We start from the raw sequence: 20,418 nt of genomic DNA, 5'->3' as shown, positions 1-20,418 counted from the left end.
GCTACGCGAGTTCTTCCTGTGCACGCTCGGCGACAGCTTCGATGTCGGACTCTTGTAAGGAACCGTTCGCCAGCACCAGCCGGAGTCGCGGACGGCCGACGTCGATCGGCACTTTCTCCGTGTCGATCAGCCCGGCCTCTTCGAGTCGGTTCTTGTTTCGGGAGAAGGTTGCCTTGCTCGCCAGACGGATATCTTCCCCCCAGCGGCTGATATCGTACAGCAGTTCGCCGTTGTTCGCCGCGACCAGCAACGCGATCGTCACCTCGTCGAGTCCGTTGCCGTCACCTTTGGCGGTGTCGAGACTTTCGAGCACGCGGTCGAAATCCTCGACGACGTCTGAACCGATGTCGGCTTCGAGGGTCTCCCGGATGTGTGAAAGCGGTGGTGTCCGGAACGAGAACTCACTGGCCTCGGACCAGTGGTCTTCGTACTCGGCGTGGATCGAATCCACGAACGCCCCCTCACGCGTCGTCAACCCGGCGACCATCTCCTCGCCCTCGACCAGCGAGACGACGAACTCCTCGGTGAGAAGCAACGAATGACGGGGAACAGAACTCAGAATGCGAACGTCGAGTGCCCCGTCTGCGACGAGGTCTGCGAGCGCACTCGCAACGAGAAAGTCCTCCGTAAGTTCCTTCAACGGTTGTTCATCAGCGAGAAGCCGAACGACAGGGAGTGAATCCGAATCCTGATAGGTTTCTACCAGTTCCCGGATCGTCCGCTGTGTCGGATTGACAAGCAAGAGCCCACCCGACGCCTCACCAAGAACACCCTGTAGCAGCTCCCTGACACTTCCTGTATGTATATCGCTCCGGACCATTACGTAAAGAGTGTTTTTATTTACCCTACTTAATTTTGCTGGCTCTATCAATTAATTCACCGGATAATTACGTCTAAGAGTTGTTTGGCCAATAATTATACTAAAGTTATAGTTATGTGGAAACAGTGAGGACGACCGATCCCGGGGTGTAGATATGAAGAGTAGTCCCGCCAGTGGCAACAGATGGTAGCCAATGGTAATAGAAGAAAGGTTTATATAGACAGGAAGAGTAGTTAGAATTACAACACAATGGTAGACTACACACAGCCAGTCAAAGCGACGTTCGAAATGCAGCGGAAATCACTCGAGCAGGGACAGCGCGCGCTCAAGCAGGGCGTCGAAATGCAGACTCAGTTCGGGAAGGCGGCGGTCGGAAGCCTGGACAGCCAGGAGTCGTTCCAGCGAAGTGCCGTCGAACTCCAGCAGGATCTGATCCACAGCTTCCTCGACGGCGTCGAGGCGAACGTGCCGGGGATGGACGAGCAAGTGCTCGAACTGCGTGAGATGGTCGACGAGCAGTACGCGGCACTGCTCGAAAGTCACGAAGAACTGTTCGTCAACCTCACCGGTGAGATGGAAGAAGGTGTCGAGGCAGCCGACGAGATGAGCGAGGAGTACGTCAGCATGCTCGAAGACCAGATGGAGATGCTGTACGACACCCACGAAGAGCTCGAAGGCCAGTCCGTCGAGGCCGTCGAGGAGATGCAGGCGCAGTTCGAAGAAGTCCAGGATCAGGCCGAGGACCTCCAGGCCCAGGTCCAGGAAGTCTCCGAGCAGGCAGTCGAATCGGTCGAAGCGTAACCGAGAATTTGTGAGCTGTTAGGCGAGTATTTCTGCGATCCGTTGCGGCTCGCCCGAGAGGGCGGGATTTTTTTCGACGATCTGTAACACCTCGTGGTCGGTAACCTCGGGGTATTCTTTCTGTGTCGCATCCTCGATGAGTGTCTTCTCCAGACGGAATTCGGTACCCTCGTAAACCACGTCGACACCGTGCTCGTCGAAGGAAAGAACTGTCATACAGCGGTGTAAGTTGGTTGGTGATAAAAGTCCCCGGTCGCAGGGATCGAGAATGTGATTTGAGGAGTGCATCTTGAGGAGCGGTCGAGAACAACAAGAAAGCCTCCGGCCCCTTTCAGTCCCGCCCGGCGTGGTTTTTCAGGCCGAGTGGGACCTTCTTGCTTGTCGTAGATCCAGTTTTCAGTCCATCCGAACTCAGAAAGAATCGTTCGTCTTTGAGTCTCAACAGAACCTTTTCACTCGCGCCGTCCGAGAGGCGAGATATGGAGTATACCACACTCGGAGAGACAGGGATGGAAGTCAGTCGGCTCTGTCTGGGCTGTATGAGCTTCGGCACGCCGGAGTGGCGCGACTGGGTTCTCGACGAAGAGGAGAGCCAGCCGATCATCGAACGCGCCATCGATCTCGGCATCAACTTCTTCGATACCGCGAACATGTACTCGAAGGGTGAATCGGAGCGCATCGTCGGCAATGCCCTCGACGGTAGACGCGAGGAGATGGTCGTCGCGACGAAAGGCTACTTCCAGATGGACGACGACGACCCGAACTCGGGCGGGCTCTCGCGGAAGGCGATCGAACAGGAACTCGACGCGAGCCGTGAGCGGCTGGGGATGGAGACGATCGATCTCTACCAGATCCACCGCTGGGATTACGACACCCCGATCGAACAGACGATGCGCGCGCTCGACGACGCGGTCAGACGCGAGAAGGTGCGGTATCTCGGCGCGAGTTCGATGTGGACTCACCAGTTCGCCGAGGCCCAGCACACCAGCGAGCGGCTGGGACTCGATCAGTTCCTGACGATGCAGAACCACTACAGCCTGCTCTACCGGGAGGAAGAACGCGAGATGCTGCCGTACTGTCAAAAGGAGGGGATCGGCGTGATCCCGTGGAGTCCACTGGCTCGGGGCTATCTCGCACGCCCACACGAGAAGTTCGACAAAACGACCCGCGGGGAGTCCGACGAGTACGCACGAGAACACCCCTACTTCGAAGGGAACGGCGAGGAGATCAACGAGCGCGTCCAGGAGTTGGCTGCCGACAAGGACGCCTCGATGGCCCAGATCGCGCTGTCGTGGGTCCTCCACAAGGAGTGGGTCGACGCACCGATCGTCGGCACCACGAGCGTCGAACATCTGGAAGAGGCCGTCGAAGCACTGGATATCTCACTCTCCGATAGCGACATCGAGTATCTCGAAGCACCCTACGAGCCGGTCTCTGTCAGCGGCCACGAGTGATACTGCCGGCTGTACATTCGGAAAGAGATGCGCTACCCTGGGGTGGCGCAATTCTTCAGTTTCTTACAGCCGGCAGTATGAGTTGTCCGTTCAGCCGCGAACGCCCTCGACAGCATCTTCGATTGTTTCGTACTCCTCGTCAGAGTAGCTGATGAGAGAGACCGCTTCGAGTGTGTTCGCATCGTACTCGGCGATCGTCTCGGCGATGATCTGTGCACCCTCGGAGAGATCGAAGCCCGCGACACCACAGCCGAGTGCCGGAATGACGAGTGACTCCGCGCCGAGTTCGTCTGCCCGTTCGAGGGTGTTCCGGGTCGCATCGGCGATACTTTCGGCTGTCGCCTTGCCGTCACCGTAGTGTGGCATCGCCGCCGCGTGGATCACGTGCGCTGCGTCGAGGTCGTAGGCGTCCGTCACCGCGACGCCGCCGAGGTCGACCGGGCCCTTCGACATCGCTTCCTCGTTGATTTCGCTGCCAGCGCCGCGTCGGAGTGCCCCGGCAACGCCGGAGCCCATCCGGAGACTCGTTCCCGCGGCGTTTACGAGCACGTCTGCTGACTGCTGTGCGATGTCCCCCTGGATGACGTCGAACTCCATGTAAAATGGTTGTCAGTCGTCCACAATAAGCCTGTCCGCCAGCTACCACTCCTTGCAGTCCCGGCAGACAGCCAGTTCGTCGTCGGTCCACAGCCGCTGAGTTTCCTCCCCGCAGCGATCACAGTACTCGCCAGATTCGGTCCACTTTGCGGTCGGCGTCGCTGGTTCGACAGTATCCGTGTCGACAGTCGCTGCAGACTGTGTTTCAGCCGCGCCGTCGCTGTCAGAGTCATCGGTGTCCGCGTCCTCGTCCACCGGTTCGAGTTTTTCGCTCTCAGTGGCGGCTGTGTCCTCCTCGGCGTCCGATCCAGTGTCGAGGAACTCGTCGAGTGAGGCGTCGTCCATATACAGACTCACTCGGGCCGGGCATATATCAGTTCTAGCGAGCGCAGCTCACACTTCCCGCTCGGCCAGTGGCGTCCACGACCGGTCGGTCCCGCCGACGTATCTGGAGAGCGGGCGGACGATTCTGTTCGCTTCCTGCTGTTCGAGGCGATATTTTCGGGTTCGTTACTGCCAGTACGTTTTCCCACTCTGTCTCCTGAACTACCGACCACTCTCACCCCAACAGGAACACACAAGTAGATCCTCACAAATGCTCAGATATGAGCGTACTCTCAGAGCTTATCCAGAGCATTATCGATATGCCAGGCGAATTCGCCGACGTCGCACTGCAGGGGCCGGTCGAGGCGATTCTGGTCCTGTCGGGCGCGATCCTCGTCGGCCTGCCGCTCGTCCTGTTTACCTACCTCCTCCTCGGTGCAGCTGTCGATCTGGTCACACCGGAATCGTTCGGTGCGTCCTACCCCTGAAAGCCGAGGTCGTCCGCGACCGCACCCATAAGTGAGATGGCCTCGGCCAGATCCGGCCCGAGCGGTGAGCCCATCACCAGACTGTCTGCATTTTCCAGGATCGCTTCGATACGCTCGCTGACTGTCGCAGGCGTCCCTGCAACCGCGAAGGCGTCGATCATCTCCTCGCTGACGAGTCCGAACGCCTCGCTGAACGAACCCGAGGCGATCGCATCACTGATTTCGCCTGCGAGTTCCTGATCGAGTCCGTGACGTTCGAGCACTGGCGGTGGCGCACCGCCGGCGATGAACGCGACTGGCGGCCGGGCAGCCTCGCGAGCCGCCTCCTCGTCGTCTGCCAGGCTAACACTCGCGTACGCAGCGAAATCGAACTCGCCGCGGTCCTCGTCGCGCTCGGCCAGTCCCTCGGAAACACGCTCACCGGCCCAGGCGACGTCCTTGGGGTGCGAGCCGTTGTAGAGGATGCCGTCGGCATATTTCGCCGACATGCGGGTCATGTGTGGCCCCTGTGCACCGACGTAGATCGGCAGTTGCTCGGTCTCGTAGTTGAGCCCCGCATCCTCGGCCTCGAAGGTCCCGTCGTGGGTGACCCGCTCTCCGTCGTGGAGGCGGCGGGTCACCTGCATCGTTTCGAGGACGCGCCGGAGCGCGTCGTCCTGGCTGTAACCCAGATTCGCCAGTGTCGATCTGTCGCCCGGCCCGATACCGTACACAGCGCGGCCGTCGGATAGTTCGTCGATCGTCGCGATACGGGACGCGAGCGTCACAGGGTGGGACTCGTAGGGGTTGGTGATCCCCGGCCCCAGAGCGACGGACTCGGTCTCGCGTGCGATATCCGCGAGCACGACGAACTCGTCGCGGTTGTTGTAGTGGTGGCTGACAAAGACGGTGTCGAACCCCTCCCCTTCTGCCTGTGCTGCGAGCGTAGAGAGCTCCGAGGTCGGATGCTCCGGCGTGAGTTCAATTCCCAACATGAGAGTACTCCGTGAGTGCGGGCCGTATGAGGTCGTCGGCCTCCGCTCTAAAGAGGTCGTCGTTGCCTGCAAACTCGCCAAACTCCCAGTCCCGGACGACCGCGACGGGCGTCCCACCGCCACCCTCACCGGTCACGAGATTCGCCGCCGCGGCGAGTTCGTCGACGACAGCCTGTACGGTGGCTTCGAGTTCTTTCCCGTTGCGGTCGGACTCGCCGCGCCAGTCCCGGGCTGCCGGCATCCCCGCCCAGCCGATGGCGACACCGCGCTGGCCGTGGCGGAAGGGCCGACCGGAGGTGTCGGTGACAATCACCGGCACGCCGAGTTGCGCGTGGAGTCGGTCGGCGTGGGCGGTCGGATCCTCGGGCAACAGCAGCAGATCAGCGTCGGGGACGTTCGACCGGTCGATCCCCGCGTTGACAGTGATGTGGCCGAAGTGGGTCACCGCGAGCATGATCGGAAACTCCATGAGAAGCTCTTCGCTTTCCTCGATGACAGCCTGCGCGAAGCGTGGATCTTTCTCCTCACCGGCCAGCTCGCCGATCCGGTCGGCGATCTCGCGGGCCTGGTCGCCGGCCTCGAAGTCGGCGAGGTCGGCCTGCCGGCCCGCCGCTTTCGAGACGATCGTACTCGCGACACAGACCACGTCGCCGGGCTGGAGATCCACCTGCCTGGAGATGTGGTCGGCGATATCGTCTCCCGGCTGAAACTCCGGGAGCCCTTCGACAGCGAAGACGTTCATGTCTGTACTGCGGGAGCGCCAATAAAAAGCCGACCGACTTTCCCTGTCGGTCGCTTCGAAATGCTTTTACGCGATTCGGCGGCAAGATAACACAAGACCATGGATATCGATATCATCGACGAAGACGAAAATCCCATGTTGCACAGGACGGACGTCAAATTCGAAATGATCCACGAGGAGGCGACGCCGTCGCGACTCTCCGTTCGTGACTCACTGGCTGCGAAACTGAACAAGGACGCCGAGGAGGTCGTCATCCGGACACTCGATACGAAATACGGGATGCGGAAGACAGTCGGCCACGCGAAGGTCTACGAGTCACCCGAGCACGCCCAGGACGTCGAGCAAGACCACATGCTCGAACGGAACAAGATCGTCGGCGACGACACTGACGCAGAAGCCGAGGAGGCCTGACGATGGCACGCTACGAACTCTACGACGAGGACGGCTCGACCGACCGTGAACAGTGTACCCGCTGTGGCGACTCCTTCCTCGCGGACCACGGTGACCGACTTCACTGTGGAAAGTGTGGCTACACCGAGTGGGTATAAGAAGAATTTAATTACTAATCGGTAACTTTTCCCGAGCATGACCCGTAGTCTCAACCCCAGGAAGACTGGGGGATAGCCATGTACAGAAATATCCTGCACCCGACAGACGGGAGCGATGGTGCACAGGCAGCCCTGGAACATACCCGCGACCTTGCAGAGAAGTACGATGCGACAGTCCACGTGATGTACGTCGTCGAGACACCGACGATCAGCGGGGGAATGGCCGACGACCAACGGAACGTCGACAGTTCCGGGCTGAGTAGCAACCCGAAAGGAGAGGGCAGAGGAATGGCCAGTGAGCAGCAAACTGGGCCACAGATTCAGCAACAGCAGACCGAGCAGGCAGAAGAAGTCGTCGAGGAGACAGCCCGTCAGCTGGACGGTCTCGACGTGGAAACGGTAATCGAACACGGGGAACCACACCAGCAGATCCTGGAGTATGCCGACGACGGGATAGACCTCATCGTGATGGGGACCCACGGCAGGACAGGTGTCGAGCGGTACCTGCTCGGGAGCGTCACCGAGAAGGTCGTCCGACTCTCCGACGTACCAGTCGTCACAGTGAGACAAGAGCAGTAACTGCCGTCGCGGTTATTTTTCCAGACCGAAGTCGTCTTTTCCGTCGCCACACGAGTCCGCTGTAGATGGGTACCGAGACTGATGGCAGCGTTCGCGTCCTCGGCATCGAGGGGACCGCCTGGGCAGCGAGTGCAGCACTGTACGACGCTGGCACCGAAACTGTGGAGATCGAGACGGAGGCGTATCTTCCGGACAGCGGCGGCATCCACCCACGAGAGGCCGCCGAACACATGGCCGAGCAGATCCCGGCCGTCGTCGAACGGATACTCGACCGGGCCGGGGAGACGGCCGACAGCGATCCGCCGGTCGACTGTGTCGCCTTCTCGCGTGGCCCGGGGCTCGGGCCATGTCTACGACTCGCGGGGACGAGCGCCCGCGCCCTCGCCCAGCGGCTGGACGTGCCACTGGTCGGCGTCAACCACATGGTCGCCCACCTGGAGATCGGTCGGCATCTCTCGGGCTTTACGTCGCCAGTCTGTCTGAACGCCAGCGGTGCGAACGCACACATTCTCGGCTACCGCAACGGCCGGTATCGCGTGCTGGGGGAGACGATGGACACCGGCGTCGGCAACGCGATCGACAAATTCACGCGCCACGTCGGCTGGTCACACCCCGGCGGGCCGAAAGTCGAAGCAGCCGCGAAAGACGGCCAGTACGTCGAGTTCCCCTACGTCGTCAAGGGGATGGACTTCTCCTTTTCGGGGATCATGTCCGCAGCAAAACAGGAGTTCGACGCGGGAACACCAGTCGAAGACATCTGCTGTGGACTCCAGGAGACGATCTTCGCGATGTTGACCGAGGTCTCGGAGCGAGCGCTCGCCCTGACAGGCAGCGACGAACTCGTCCTCGGCGGTGGGGTCGGCCAGAACGACCGCCTGCAGTCGATGCTCACCTCGATGTGTGAGCAGCGCGGTGCGTCGTTTTTCGCTCCCGAGAATCGATTTCTCCGCGACAACGCCGGGATGATCGCCGTCCTCGGCGCGAAGATGTACGAGGCAGGTGATACCGTTTCGATCGCGGATTCGGCAGTCGATTCCGATTTCCGGCCGGACGAAGTGCCGGTGACCTGGCGCGAGTCGGAGACGGCGGTCGGACGGAAGACAGACGATCTCGTTCAGGGCGCGGAATCACAGGTCCGGTTCGAGGGCAATCGCGTCGTCAAACGGCGTCACGAGCGAGCCTACCGCCATCCGGAACTCGACGAGCGACTCAGGCGCGAGCGGACGCGCACGGAAGCACGACTCACGAGCCAGGCCCGCCGTGCTGGCGTACCGACACCGGTGGTCCGCGATATCGATACCGCCGACGCGGAGTTGACACTCCAGTACGTCGGGGACGAGGATCTCCGTGACACACTCACAGAACAGCGAGTCAGGGCCGTCGCTCGCCATCTGGCCACGCTGCACGAGGCCGGGGTCGTCCACGGCGACCCGACGACGCGGAACGTTCGGGTGGACGGCGACACCACCTTCCTGATCGATTTTGGCCTGGGTTACTACAGCGACGACCCGGAAGATTACGCGATGGACCTCCACGTCCTCGGACAGAGCCTGACTGGAACCGACGACGACGCGGACCGCCTCCGCGAGGTGGCAATCGACTCTTACCGCGACGTGGGAGACGGTAATGTTGTTATTACTCTCCGTGAAATCGAAGGACGTGGGCGGTATCAGTCCTGACCCGAGCAGATCGAAATTCCAATATAAAAAGATACCGGTTAGAAAGTAATTAACATAGTTTAATATAAAATAGACTGGTGAATAAATATAATTATCTGGCAAGTAATTGAGTATCTGACAGGTATTGTCTACCACGTGCACATATACCCTTCGGAAGCAGTAAAACGGCCAAATTCCGGAAAAACGGCCCAGATACCGGGTAAAGCTTATATTTAGGTAACTCATAATCGATTCATTTATATGTCTTCGAGACTAACTAAGTATTAACAAAGCCGGGGCAAGGGTTTTATACATTGCTTCTTCGGCAAACAGAGACCAACACCATCATGAGCGAATCACAACGAACGGGACCCCGAGAACGAGTGGCCGAGCAGACGACAGAACAGGAGACAGAACAGGAGACAGTCGACGTCTGTCCGGAGTGTGGCGGCAACCTCGTCAACGACGCAGAACACGGCGAGACAGTCTGTGGGGACTGTGGGCTCGTCGTCGAAGAAAACGAGATCGATCCCGGGCCGGAGTGGCGAGCGTTCGACTCCAGCGAACAGGACCAGAAGTCCCGCGTCGGTGCGCCAACGACGAAGATGATGCACGACAAGGGGCTGTCGACGAACATCGGCTGGCAGGACAAAGACGCCTACGGCAACGCCCTCTCCAGTCGACAGCGAGAGAAGATGCAGCGCCTGCGCACCTGGAACGAGCGATTCCGCACGCGTGACTCCAAGGAGCGCAACCTCAAGCAGGCACTCGGCGAGATCGACCGGATGGCCTCCGCACTCGGACTGCCGGAGAACGTCCGCGAAACCGCGAGTGTCATCTACCGCCGCGCGCTCGAAGAGGACCTCCTCCCGGGACGCTCCATCGAGGGTGTCGCGACCGCATCACTGTACGCTGCGGCGCGACAGGCCGGGAACCCGCGTTCGCTCGACGAGATCGAGCGTGTCTCCCGTGTCGACCGGATGGAGCTGACCCGAACCTACCGCTACGTGATCCGGGAGCTCGGCCTCGAAGTCAAGCCCGCGGATCCGAAAAGCTACATCCCGCGCTTTACCTCTGAACTCGGCCTCTCCGACGAGGTCGAACGGCAGGCGCGTGAACTGCTCGATGCAGCCCGCGGGACCGAAGTGATGAGCGGGAAATCGCCCGTCGGCCTCGCGGCCGCGGCGATCTACGCTGCCTCACTGCTCACCAACGAGAAGGTCACACAGAGCCAGGTCAGCGACGTGGCGGACATCTCCGAAGTGACGATCCGGAACCGCTACCACGAGCTGCTCGACTTGCAGTCCCAGATCAACTGATACTGGTCACTCGGTGCGTCAGTTACTTTTTGTGGCGTACGTATGATTAGCTATGTCCGAGGAAGCGGGGCTCGCTGACGACGACAGCACGCATCTGACGAGCGTCGTCGCGTCAGTGGTCACGATGCTCACGCTGGTGACGGCGTTTGGGTTGCTCGCTGTCGGCTGGCCATATTTCTGGATCGCGTTCCCGATCGGATTCGGCGGGGTGTTGCCCGCGGCGACGGCGATCGCCGGCTGGCAGGAGGCCAAACGCAAGCAAACCGAGACAGTTCGACAGACAGGAGCCGGCGGAAAGCTGGCGACGCTCCGGGAACAGTACGCGGCAGGAGAGATCGACGAGATCACCTTCGAGAACAAGGTCGAGCGACTGCTCGAAACTGAATCGATCGAGGACGCGAAGGTGTTCTACGGCGACGACGGCCCGGATACCGACGAGACCGAGCCCGACCAGTCCACAACAGAGAAACGAGCCTGAGCCACGCCGGCAAGCAACTACTGTTGTCTGCCGAACCTCCGAGTGTCCGATGATCGATATCGAGTTGCCCGACGAGATCAGGGGCCACGTCGAAAACGAGCTGGATTTTCTCATCAAACACATCGACCAGTTCAAAGAGGAGTGGCTCGCACAGGCGGATCTCAATCCGGACGACGACGAAGCCGTCGTCGCCTTCGCGCTCGGAGCGTTGCTGCTCGAAACGGAACACTTCCTCGAAGACGAGAAAGAACTGAACGAGGGCGACGACTCCGACCAGTATCTGCAGGAAGCCGCGAAGATTATCAGGAAACGCCTGTCGGAAATCTTGAGTGCGATCCGGGAAGAGCAGATGAACTGAAAACACAATCGATAGGTGCCCGCCGCCTGACCTGCAGGTATGGAACTCGGTATTGTTGGACTTGGGCGGATGGGACAGATCGTCGCCGAACGAAGTCTGGACGCGGGCCACGATATCGTCGCCTACGACATCGACGCGGAAGCGACTGCCGCGATCGCCGAAGAAGGCGCACGACCAGCAGACTCGCTCGACGAACTCGCGAGGGAACTGGGCGAGGAGAAACGCATCTGGCTGATGGTCCCCGCGGGCGATCCAGTCGATGCAGCACTCGACGAACTGTCGGCGTACCTCGACGAGGACGACATCGTGATCGACGGCGGGAACTCCAACTTCCACGATTCGATCCGCCGGACCGAGGAGACCGACGCGGCCTATCTGGACTGTGGGACCAGCGGCGGCCCTGCGGGCGCGGAACTGGGTTTCTCGCTGATGATCGGCGGCCCGGAGTGGGCCTACGAAGAGTGTACGCCGGTGTTCGATGCCGTCGCCACCGGACCTGACGGCCACGGTCGGATGGGCGAGAGTGGCTCGGGTCACTACGTGAAGATGGTCCACAACGGCGTCGAGTACGCGCTGATGCAGGCCTACGGTGAAGGCTTCGAGTTGCTCCACGAGGGCCGGTACGACCTCGATCTGGAAGCGGTCGCCAACACCTGGAACAACGGGGCTGTGATCCGCTCCTGGCTGCTCGAACTCTGTGAGGAAGCCTTCCACGAGGAGGGAACCGATCTCGGAGACGTTGCGGATCATGTCGCCGGCGGGTCGACGGGAACCTGGACCGTCCAGGAGAGTCTGGAACAGGAAGTCCCGCTACCGCTCATCTATCAGGCACTCGCCGAACGCTTCGGCAGTCGAAACGATCGGTTCTCGCGGCGACTCGCGAATCGGCTTCGGTACGGCTTCGGTCGCCACGAGGTCGAACGACGGTAGAACCGAACTTGACGAGATAGCCACCGCTTCGGGATTGCTACTATCCAATCTATTGCCCAGCAACGTTAAGCAACGTCGAGAGAGATATCCATCATGATTAAGCAAGCAGTCGGGGCCGTGATGACGCGGTCGGTCCAGACGATCACCCCCGAGACGACGACAGCGGAGGTTGCGAGGTTGTTCGCCGAGCACGGGATCGGCTCTGCAGTCGTCACCGACCCCGACTCCGAAGAGCTGTGTGGTATCGTTACCGAATCAGACATCATGAAACAGATCGTCGCCGATGCGGATCTCACGACCCAGCAGGTCGAGGAGTTCATGGCCGCGCCCGTCGTTACGACCCCGAGCACCGAGTGTATTCACGAAGCAGCAGCGACGATGAAAGCCCACTCCATTCTCCGCCTGCCCGTCGTCGACGACGGAGCCCTCGTCGGAATACTGACGACATCGGATCTCGTCAACTACGTGCCGACACTCCGGAATGCGATCGTCCGCCAGCGAAAGATGCACTCCGAACAGTAAGCTGCGTCGGCGAAGACAACACCACCATTTTCACCACACCAGCCGACGATTCACCATGATCAGACGCTACGAAGACAGAGAGCCGGAGATCGCACAGTCGGCGTACGTCGACCCGGAAGCAACAGTTATCGGCGACGTGCGAATCGGCGAGGACGCGACGATTCTTCCGGGTGCAGTGCTCCGTGCCGACGGCGGGAAGATCGTTCTCGAAACGAAAGCAAACGTCCAGGACAACGTCACGATCCACGCCGACGGCGCAGTACCGGAGGTCCGTCTCGAAGAAAACGCCGCCGTCGGCCACAACGCCATCGTCCACAACGCGACGATCGGCGAGCACTCGCTCGTCGGTATGGGATCGACAGTACTCGACGAGGCAGTACTCGAACCCTACAGCGCAGTCGCCGCGGATGCACTCGTCCTGGAGGAGCAGACGATTCCCACGTTGACGATGGCTGGCGGTGCCCCGGCGGAGACGATCAAGGACGACCTCGACGAGGACAGCCGACTCTTCCAGACGGCAAGGCGGTACGTCGACCGGGTGAAGGGACTGCGAACGGACGAGTGAAGTACCTCGGGGTCAGGCCCCGAGGCTTCACCGTCTTGGAACCGCACCGCACCCGCAGGCGAATTTAATTCCCTTCGACTTTCTCCGTGCGGAGTCGGCTGGAATTTACACCCGAACCACGAAGGGTCCGTGAAGGTCGGCGGCTCCACCACCGCCCGACAACTCCCGTCTCACGCCCAATGGACGGTTTTGAGAGGAGTCGCATTTCCAATCCAACGACCAGCAACGGAAATGAGGTCTTCATCTCCATACTTTGAACAGTTTGTTTCTGGTCGTTGTCTGTGTGTTATAACTCGAAGTACTTGATTTGTGTTATATTGTGACGGCATTCGCCCTCGGGGTCAAGCCCCGAGGCACTCTGCCTGTTTTTCTGTAGAGAGCGATTTCGACGCATTTCAGTGTCGCGTGGACCTAGTGCTTCTGATGCCAGCCTTCGAAATGGAGTGGCGAGACGTGTTTTTCGCGAGCTACCCGGTCTCCCCCGAGATCGTCTCTCCGCAGGTGCCGGATCGACTCGACGTGGATACGTTCGAGGGCGACGCCTACCTCTCGGTCGTCCCGTTCGTGATCGGCGATATTCGACCGAAGGGGCTGCCCGCCGCTGTGGGGCTGACCACACCGGAACTCAATCTCCGGACCTATGTCACCTGCGACGGCCAGCCCGGGATCTACTTTTTCAATCTCGACGCCGGCGACCTGCTCGGTGTGATCGGGGCACGCCTGTTCAACAAACTCCCGTACTACTACGCGGATATGCGATACGAACCCGGAACGGAAACCCGATTCCGGAGTCGTCGCCGGACACCCGGCGCGCGGCCACTCGCGTTCGACGCGACCTACGGATCAACAGGCGAGTCCTTCCAGCCCGACGCCGGAACGGTCGAGCAGTTCCTCGTCGAGCGATACCGGTACTTCACCGAGGCACAGGACGGACAGCTCCACTATGCGGATATCGAGCACGAACCCTGGACACTCCGAGAGGGGCGCTGGGAGGTCAGAGAAAACGAGCTATTCGAGGCGAACGGCTTCGACGAACCCGAAAACGACCCTGTACTGTCCCACAGTGAGGGTGTGTCGGTAGTCGCCTCAGGAAGTAAACGCTGGTGAGCGGTCCAGTTCGTAACATACGCCGAGCGGAGCGAGGCGTTTCCCTCGGCGCGAACGGAGTGAGCGCCGAGCCTTTTTCATCGACGTTTTTCAAGGAGAGGTGCGCTCTTCGAGCGCACCCGACGCAGAAAAAGGTCGGCTTACATAAAGTCAGCAATCCCGGACTGTTTGTTGTTGTCATTCTCGAAAACCCGCTCGATACGCTTTTCGAGGATCTGGAGGCGCTGTTTCGTGTACTCGTCCGCGCCGAACTCCTCCGCGACGTGGATCGCGGTATCCATGTACTTGTTCACCGACCCCTCGTGGACGGTCAGATTGATGTCGCCGCCACACTCCCGACAGTCACCCGAAAGCGGTGCGCGGCGGTACTTCTCGCCACAGCTCAGACACCGGAACTCCTGACTGGAGAACGCTTTGAGGTTGCCAAGCAGATCCGGCAGGAAGTGGAACTCGATGATCCGCTCTGCCACGTCGGATTCGTCGACCGCGCGGAGCTTCCGCGAGAGGGCGAGCTGGGCGTCCATCTTCTCCTGCATCGAGCCCAGCGTCTTGTACGCGGACAGATCCGGCCCGGCAGCGAGATTCGACGTGTCGTGAGTGTGGTCGAAGCCGGTGTACTCCTGGTCGGTTCCCAGCGTCTCCTCTGCGATGGTCATGATATCCTCGACCTCGCCGGTCTCGGCGAGTTCTCTCGTCTTCTCGTAGAACTCCCGCGGGTACTCCCGCATGATGTCGATGTTGTGGGCCTCGTCGTCGATCTCCGACGGATCGATCCGCGAGGACATCACCAACGGTGCGTCCATTCTACCACCTCGTTGATTTGGCAGGAACTTGATACTAAAGTTCAATAGCCCGTCCAGAAGGAGCATCACACAATCCTCGTCACCGTCGCATTGCGCGGTTACGAGATCATTTGCAACGAGTGTGTTAGTGTCTTGGACGGTGAGACAGTAGGTATGCGATAGATCGGATTCGACGTAATCGACCGAGACGACTTCGTCCAACCAGACATCGCCGCCGTCCCCGAGCAGACGTTGTGGTCGAGTCTCAATATCATTCAGTACTGCCTCTAGCTGCGTTTGCTTTCGAGACAGATCGAATCCAATCCGGGAAGCAAACCGCGAAGCGTTCTCGGACGTTATTTTCAGGACCCACGTCTCGAACGTTGGCTCGCCGTCGTAGTATTCATCGATTGCCCCAGAGTCGTACGTCCGTTTCTCTTTGTACGTTTTACTGCTGATACCGAACCGTTTGAGAGCACTCCGGAGATCAGTTTTGAGCTCGTCACTGACGGTGTGTGCGCGTACGTCAATCCGTTCTGATGAGGTGCTTCCGTCTCCGGAGAAGTAAGCCGAAAGAAAGACACGAAGCTGTGGCTTCGGTGCACTGAATAGACAGTCTGGAATTCGTTTTGTTTCTGCACTAGCTCCTGCATCGAGAATGTCGGTGAACAAGGTTGCTACAAGTCGACTTGAGACCGTGATTTTCCACTCATTTTCTTCGTAGGCGTCGACACCCAGCTGTTGTTGGAATGTTTGGATCAGGCGGTCGCGTACGGATTCTTCCTGAGTGCATATCGTGGTCTGGTAGAGCGATCCCTGCGTCCGACGAGTGAATCCTTCAGAGATATAGTATCCGAGAAGATTTGCAAACTTCTGGTCAATCCGGAATTGCCGGTCGACCTCTGCTGTATCCCGACGTACTGCAAGCAGTACATCATCCGGGAGGGTGGAAACAAGCTCGTCTCGATCCATGAGCTGGAGAAGTTTTTCCACGGGAACACTATCTCGACTGACCCAGCTGTACACAGTCGAAGTGCTCACATCGAATCTATCTGCACAGGGACCAACGTACTCATCACCAGGTGTGTACTCCCGGAACAGGTGTTTGATATTTTCAGATCCAATCCCTCTAACCATCAGCTCCTTATTTGGAACTGATTCTACGCGGATGAATTCGTCGAGCAGATCGAGTTCCAAGGGCTCTCCCTCGTAAGAGAGTTCTTTCGGCGATGGGAGTGTATCTCCGCTGCGTAGTTCTGTTGCAGGAATACGTTCGGGGCCGTCGTTGTATCGGACCAGTTCATGGTCCGGTGTGACAGTCAATGAACGGCCAGCACGGGTTTCGATCTCAACTAGATGGTCCGGCGCAGGGTGCTTTGAGACTGCTTCGACTGGTTTGGTCGTCATTTCACCCTCGCCAGTCAACGATGGAACGGACAGATCGATATCCGATTCCTGAAATGCTGTTCCAAAGTCGTCCGTATCCGGATCGGTCAGTCTGTCTTCGACGACAGTCTCGATATTCTCGTGCTTCCAGTCGCCCGCCTCGTTTTCGTGCCAGATTTTAGTTTCTGGATGGAAACAGTTCCGCCGTTTCGCGGCGTGAAAGTACGGATGCGCGTATCCGACGGCAGCCGAGGTAAAACCAATCACTCTCCCGACAGTTGCGGCACTGGTGTGCGGTGCCATCCCGAAGACGAGCTCCCCGATCAGATCCTCCCGGGTGTCGAGTTCGTAGTACGGGTCGAGGCCGTAGTACTGCGTGAGCAGATCGTCGACGAAGTCGGCAGTCCTGAGCATGTGCTCGGCAGCGCCATCGGAGAGCACCACGTCCTGCACGTTGAGTTCGACGAGCTGGTCCTCGTGACGGAGCGGGTCGCCACGGATATCCTCGGTGTACCCCAACTCGCGGAAGTCCTCGACGGTCACGTCCAACTCCGATGGACGGACCGACGTGACAGGCAGGTCGGTCATATCGTAGCGGACGGTCCCATCTTTGAACGCCGAAACGTCGTGTTTCGCGCGCAAGATCCCTTTTTCGAGCGGCTCCGGCGTCTTCTCCTTCGAGGAGAGTCCCTTGACAGCCTTCAGTTTCTCGAAGGCAGAGGGACGCTCGCCGACGTTGGAGAGTGCGTCGCGAAACTCTTCGTGGACGTCGATGGTCTTCGTCCGGGTCGGTCGCGCGAGGGTCTCGCAGTGTGAACACTCCGCACGGCCCGACTCGTCGGGTTCGATCCGGCTGTCACAGTCCGGGCAGAGATACACTGCTTCGGCGAGATCGCCACAGTCGGGACAGCGCGGCATGTGTCCCTCTGTTCCACAGCTCACACACTTCCGGCGGCCGACCTCGACCTCGACGTCACCCTGTGTGCCGTCGACGGAGTCACCGTGCTGTGCGGCGTCACCGACCGAGCGCTGGTTGCCGCCAGCCTCGCCGATCGGGAACAGCGTGTGGACGGCAGGCGAGAGTTCGCGCTGCTCGGATTTTTCCGGACGACCCATCCGATTCCCGATCCGCGTCGGTGCGCGTTCGCGCACCTCGAAGGGCGCGATCTCGTTGATCGCGCGGATCGCGTTCTCGCCGTCGTCGTAGGTGCTGGCGTCGTCGGTTAGATCCGCGAGCGTCCACGTCCGCGTCAGGTCGTCACCGAAGCCGAGTGTTCGACAGAGCGGGCGCCAGACCGGAATCTCGATCCGGTCGTCGTACTGGCTGTGTTCGACCAGCAGTGCTTCGAGTGTATCCTGTATCTCGTCGGTTCGTTCGACGACCAGCATCTCCTCGCTCCCCGGACCACTCGACTGGACACCCTGCGTCGCGCCGTCTGTCGCGGCGATCTCCCCGCCAGCAATGGCATTGGTGAGCCAGTCGACCTGTTCGACGCTGACGTCGTGCCAGAGGTAGGTGTACTCGGGATGGAGCGGTGCGTCGTACTCGTTGGTCCACTCCAGTGCCGTCTCCGGGGTGGGATGTTCGAGATTCACGTCGACGCCGTCCTGCATCGCCTGGACGGGCGCACCGGCGGCCTCGAAATCCTGCACCCACCACTCGTAGACGTAGGAGGCGGGTGCGAGCGGGTGGTTGTTCTCGACGAACTCGCCGTAGTTGACGAGATACTCGCCGAGGTCGATGATCCGCTCCACACCGTTGCGGAGTTCGAGTGCCTCGTCGACGTCGCTGATCTGGCGGACATCACCGTTCGCGAGTCGGACCGTCGGCCCCTCGATCGAGTCGACGGGGACGATCCCCGCCGCCTTGCCTGGGCGTTCGGTCTTGGCCTGTGTCCCCGCCGCGAGGAAGTCGTCGACGAGATGCATCGTCGCCGGGTGGATACCCGCCGTCGCGTGACCGTGGTTGCGGGCACGGCCGTACCGGAGTCGGAACCCACCCGCCTCGCTGGGATGGGAGAAGACCGGGCGGCCGGCGATCAGATCCTGGAGATACTTCTTGGATTTGTCTGCGCGCGGAGGCCCCTCGATCTCGTCGCTGTCGTCTGCAGTGTCCTCGTCGGCTGCCGCTTCGGACTCTTCGTCGTCGTCCACACTGTCGTCCCCACCGCTGTCGCCGGCCGACTCGCCGTAGTTGCCGTCAATGAGATCCTGCAGCCACGGCCAGTCGACCTCGTCGAGACTCCGGGTGTACCGCTGGATTTTGGGCGCTTTGAGTGCGATCCCTTCACCGAAGACCAGACACATCCCCCCGCGTGCGGAGTTGGTATCGACCCGTTCGAGATCACGGAAGCCCGACACCTCCTCGTCACCGGTCGCCTCGCCGTCGAGCATGATCGGCATGTGTTTGGCGATGAACTGCGCCTCCTTCTCCTTGGGTGCGTACTGCAGTCCGGTCTCGTCGTCGTACAGTGCGACCTCCTCGGCGTAGCGGTTGATCTCGTCAGTTCTGGGTTTGTACTCGTCGATACCGAGCAACGTCCGGGCGTAGTCGGCGACCAGCACGGACAGGGCCTGTGCAGTCCCACCCGCGGAGCGGATCGGGCCGGCGTAGTAGATGTTGATGAACTCGCTGCCGTCGTCGTTCGAGAGGATCTCGACGCGGTCGATCCCCTCGATCGGGGCCGCGACGACACCTTCGGTCAGCAAGGCGACTGCCGTCCGGACCGCACCCTCGATCTTGCCGGCACGGGAGTCGAAGTCCCCGACTGTGCCCTCCACGAAGTCGTCGACCAGTTCCAGGGCTGCCTCCTCGCGTGACATCTCGCCTTCGAGTTCCCTGACGCGTTCGGCGACGCCGTCGATGCCGAGAATATTCTCGACGCGGTCGGCCATATCTTTCGCGACGGGGATCTCGACTTCCTTCTTGGGGTCGCCGCCACGCTCGCGCGCAGTGTTCGCGATGCTCAACGCCTCGTCGAGTTCTGATTCCAGCCGTTCGAAGTAGCGTTCGTCTTCAGGTCTCATTCATCACTCCGTAGTCTGCAGCAGGCGACGATCACAGCGGCCAGAGATCCAGGTCGGTGACCTCGTCGTGTTCCCGTTCGAGTTTCGTATCGAACTCCCGGACGTAGAGTTCGCCCGCGAAGGTCGTCGCTTTGTCGAGATGGCCCGCGACGGCGCTGCCGTCTTTCCGCGAGAGAACGACGTGGGTGTGTGCAAAGCGGTCGTCGTACAGCCAGGAGATGTTCCCGATCGCTGGCGTCATCTCCAGGGGTTCGTCGAACACTTCGGTAACGTACTCCTGGTCGTCCTGGTCGTAGTAGAGCAGTTCGGCGTCTTTGACTGCCCCCAGTCCCATGAAGAACGCCGCGTCGATCCCCTCCTCGGCGGCAAAGTCCTCGATCTGCCCCCGCCAGTCCTTGCCGTGTTCGAGGCGTGCGACGTACTCGCGTGCACCGTCGACTTCCAGGTAATTCATATTCCAACCGAGGACTGGCAACGTCAAAATTGTACTGGTCCAACCGTGCCGGAGAAACACACACCGAACGTAATGACAGAGTTACAACACCAACAGATATACCGCTGTGGCCGTAACAGATAATGTGAGCGAGACAACAGAAGAGACAGCAGAAGAAGTACTGGATACAATCGACGAGACCGGGTTCGGTCTCGCGGCGTGGGCCTCGATTGCCTCGGTCGCGCTGGCGCTTTTTTATTATTACGTCCGTGGCGACAAACAGCGCGGACAGTTCGTCGGTCTCTGGCCAGCGACGATCCTCGGTCTCGCAGCCTACCTCAGACTCGGTGAGATCAAACAGCTGTTACAGGAAGCAGAGAACTGACACGAACGACGGGGAGTCTTTTTATAACGCCATCAGATATCGGGTATACCAGCGGGTAGCCTGGACGATCCGAGTCACAGCCAGGCAGCCACTGCAGCCGTCCACAGCCGGTTCCGGCTCGAAGTGGTGATTGTAATATCG

Annotated in this window: 23 protein-coding genes; 15 read left to right on the top strand and 8 right to left on the bottom strand. The window is 60.1% G+C overall.

Annotated features, from left to right (window positions below; all coding sequences use genetic code 11):
* Position 1 precedes the first annotated feature (1 nt).
* A complete protein-coding gene (tbsP, locus tag EOW68_RS06260) occupies positions 2 to 820 on the bottom strand; it encodes a transcriptional regulator TbsP (RefSeq protein WP_128224303.1) in 819 nt (272 codons plus the stop codon).
* Between the two features lie 249 nt (positions 821 to 1,069).
* Between tbsP and EOW68_RS06255 the strand changes: the two genes are divergently transcribed.
* Complete coding sequence (locus EOW68_RS06255; RefSeq protein ID WP_128224302.1) at positions 1,070 to 1,621, top strand: hypothetical protein; 552 nt, start codon at positions 1,070 to 1,072, stop codon at positions 1,619 to 1,621.
* Between the two features lie 18 nt (positions 1,622 to 1,639).
* Here EOW68_RS06255 and EOW68_RS06250 read toward each other — a convergent pair whose 3' ends face one another.
* Positions 1,640 to 1,837, bottom strand: coding sequence for a DUF5800 family protein (locus EOW68_RS06250; RefSeq protein WP_128224301.1), 198 nt, complete (start codon positions 1,835 to 1,837; stop codon positions 1,640 to 1,642).
* Between the two features lie 263 nt (positions 1,838 to 2,100).
* Between EOW68_RS06250 and EOW68_RS06245 the strand changes: the two genes are divergently transcribed.
* Positions 2,101 to 3,075, top strand: coding sequence for an aldo/keto reductase (locus EOW68_RS06245; protein ID WP_128224300.1), 975 nt, complete (start codon positions 2,101 to 2,103; stop codon positions 3,073 to 3,075).
* Positions 3,076 to 3,165: 90 nt separating this feature from the next.
* On the opposite strand, the gene EOW68_RS06240 is transcribed toward EOW68_RS06245, so the two are convergent.
* Both EOW68_RS06240 and EOW68_RS06235 read right to left on the bottom strand, forming a co-directional pair.
* A complete protein-coding gene (locus tag EOW68_RS06240; RefSeq protein ID WP_128224299.1) occupies positions 3,166 to 3,672 on the bottom strand; it encodes a macro domain-containing protein in 507 nt (168 codons plus the stop codon).
* A 42-nt stretch (positions 3,673 to 3,714) separates the two neighbouring features.
* On the bottom strand, positions 3,715 to 4,017 hold the full coding sequence (locus EOW68_RS06235) for a DUF7573 domain-containing protein (RefSeq protein ID WP_128224298.1): 303 nt from the start codon (positions 4,015 to 4,017) through the stop codon (positions 3,715 to 3,717).
* 260 nt (positions 4,018 to 4,277) lie between these two features.
* Here EOW68_RS06235 and EOW68_RS06230 point away from each other — a divergent pair, with 260 nt between their 5' ends.
* A complete protein-coding gene (locus EOW68_RS06230) occupies positions 4,278 to 4,484 on the top strand; it encodes a DUF8024 family protein (RefSeq protein WP_128224297.1) in 207 nt (68 codons plus the stop codon).
* On the opposite strand, the gene EOW68_RS06225 is transcribed toward EOW68_RS06230, so the two are convergent.
* Positions 4,475 to 5,458 (bottom strand): 5,10-methylenetetrahydromethanopterin reductase, encoded by a 984-nt coding sequence (locus EOW68_RS06225; protein ID WP_128224296.1) that lies wholly within the window; start codon positions 5,456 to 5,458, stop codon positions 4,475 to 4,477. The genes EOW68_RS06230 and EOW68_RS06225 overlap by 10 nt on opposite strands.
* The gene (locus EOW68_RS06220) at positions 5,445 to 6,200 is read right to left on the bottom strand and encodes a coenzyme F420-0:L-glutamate ligase (protein WP_128224295.1); all 756 of its coding nucleotides are present in this window, start codon (positions 6,198 to 6,200) and stop codon (positions 5,445 to 5,447) included. Before EOW68_RS06220 ends, EOW68_RS06225 begins: the two co-directional genes overlap by 14 nt.
* Positions 6,201 to 6,299: 99 nt before the next feature.
* Here EOW68_RS06220 and EOW68_RS06215 point away from each other — a divergent pair, with 99 nt between their 5' ends.
* The 11 genes from EOW68_RS06215 to EOW68_RS06165 all read left to right on the top strand — a co-directional run bounded on the left by EOW68_RS06215 (position 6,300) and on the right by EOW68_RS06165 (position 14,264).
* Positions 6,300 to 6,611 (top strand): 30S ribosomal protein S24e, encoded by a 312-nt coding sequence (locus tag EOW68_RS06215; protein ID WP_128224294.1) that lies wholly within the window; start codon positions 6,300 to 6,302, stop codon positions 6,609 to 6,611.
* 2 nt (positions 6,612 to 6,613) lie between these two features.
* Positions 6,614 to 6,748, top strand: a complete 135-nt coding sequence (locus EOW68_RS06210) for a 30S ribosomal protein S27ae (protein ID WP_128224293.1) — start codon at positions 6,614 to 6,616, stop codon at positions 6,746 to 6,748.
* A 78-nt stretch (positions 6,749 to 6,826) separates the two neighbouring features.
* Positions 6,827 to 7,327 (top strand): universal stress protein, encoded by a 501-nt coding sequence (locus tag EOW68_RS06205; protein ID WP_128224292.1) that lies wholly within the window; start codon positions 6,827 to 6,829, stop codon positions 7,325 to 7,327.
* 65 nt (positions 7,328 to 7,392) lie between these two features.
* Entirely contained in the window at positions 7,393 to 9,006 is a 1,614-nt protein-coding gene (locus EOW68_RS06200) for a bifunctional N(6)-L-threonylcarbamoyladenine synthase/serine/threonine protein kinase (protein WP_128224291.1), read from the top strand.
* A gap of 326 nt (positions 9,007 to 9,332) precedes the next feature.
* Positions 9,333 to 10,304: a transcription initiation factor IIB gene (locus EOW68_RS06195; RefSeq protein WP_128224290.1), complete on the top strand. Its 972-nt coding sequence runs from the start codon at positions 9,333 to 9,335 to the stop codon at positions 10,302 to 10,304.
* Between the two features lie 52 nt (positions 10,305 to 10,356).
* The gene (locus tag EOW68_RS06190) at positions 10,357 to 10,782 is read left to right on the top strand and encodes an SHOCT domain-containing protein (RefSeq protein WP_431358774.1); all 426 of its coding nucleotides are present in this window, start codon (positions 10,357 to 10,359) and stop codon (positions 10,780 to 10,782) included.
* A 49-nt stretch (positions 10,783 to 10,831) separates the two neighbouring features.
* Positions 10,832 to 11,140, top strand: coding sequence for a hypothetical protein (locus EOW68_RS06185; RefSeq protein WP_128224289.1), 309 nt, complete (start codon positions 10,832 to 10,834; stop codon positions 11,138 to 11,140).
* Positions 11,141 to 11,179: 39 nt separating this feature from the next.
* Complete coding sequence (gene gnd / locus EOW68_RS06180) at positions 11,180 to 12,070, top strand: phosphogluconate dehydrogenase (NAD(+)-dependent, decarboxylating) (protein WP_128224288.1); 891 nt, start codon at positions 11,180 to 11,182, stop codon at positions 12,068 to 12,070.
* A 93-nt stretch (positions 12,071 to 12,163) separates the two neighbouring features.
* Positions 12,164 to 12,592, top strand: coding sequence for a CBS domain-containing protein (locus EOW68_RS06175; RefSeq protein WP_431358773.1), 429 nt, complete (start codon positions 12,164 to 12,166; stop codon positions 12,590 to 12,592).
* 55 nt (positions 12,593 to 12,647) lie between these two features.
* Complete coding sequence (locus EOW68_RS06170) at positions 12,648 to 13,157, top strand: gamma carbonic anhydrase family protein (protein ID WP_128224287.1); 510 nt, start codon at positions 12,648 to 12,650, stop codon at positions 13,155 to 13,157.
* 423 nt (positions 13,158 to 13,580) lie between these two features.
* The gene (locus tag EOW68_RS06165) at positions 13,581 to 14,264 is read left to right on the top strand and encodes a YqjF family protein (protein ID WP_431358772.1); all 684 of its coding nucleotides are present in this window, start codon (positions 13,581 to 13,583) and stop codon (positions 14,262 to 14,264) included.
* A 140-nt stretch (positions 14,265 to 14,404) separates the two neighbouring features.
* On the opposite strand, the gene EOW68_RS06160 is transcribed toward EOW68_RS06165, so the two are convergent.
* Both EOW68_RS06160 and EOW68_RS06155 read right to left on the bottom strand, forming a co-directional pair.
* A complete protein-coding gene (locus EOW68_RS06160; protein WP_128224286.1) occupies positions 14,405 to 19,459 on the bottom strand; it encodes a DNA polymerase II large subunit in 5,055 nt (1,684 codons plus the stop codon).
* A 31-nt stretch (positions 19,460 to 19,490) separates the two neighbouring features.
* Positions 19,491 to 19,913 (bottom strand): PPC domain-containing DNA-binding protein, encoded by a 423-nt coding sequence (locus EOW68_RS06155; RefSeq protein WP_128224285.1) that lies wholly within the window; start codon positions 19,911 to 19,913, stop codon positions 19,491 to 19,493.
* 124 nt (positions 19,914 to 20,037) lie between these two features.
* On the opposite strand from EOW68_RS06155, the gene EOW68_RS06150 reads away from it, so the two are divergent.
* The gene (locus EOW68_RS06150; RefSeq protein WP_431358771.1) at positions 20,038 to 20,277 is read left to right on the top strand and encodes a hypothetical protein; all 240 of its coding nucleotides are present in this window, start codon (positions 20,038 to 20,040) and stop codon (positions 20,275 to 20,277) included.
* The last annotated feature ends 141 nt before the right edge of the window (positions 20,278 to 20,418 follow it).

The sequence above is a fragment of the Halovenus amylolytica genome (assembly GCA_004015825.1).
Lineage (GTDB): Archaea > Halobacteriota > Halobacteria > Halobacteriales > Haloarculaceae > Halovenus > Halovenus amylolytica.
Note: the sequence above shows the minus strand (reverse complement) of the source record. Positions and strands in the feature narration are given on the sequence as shown.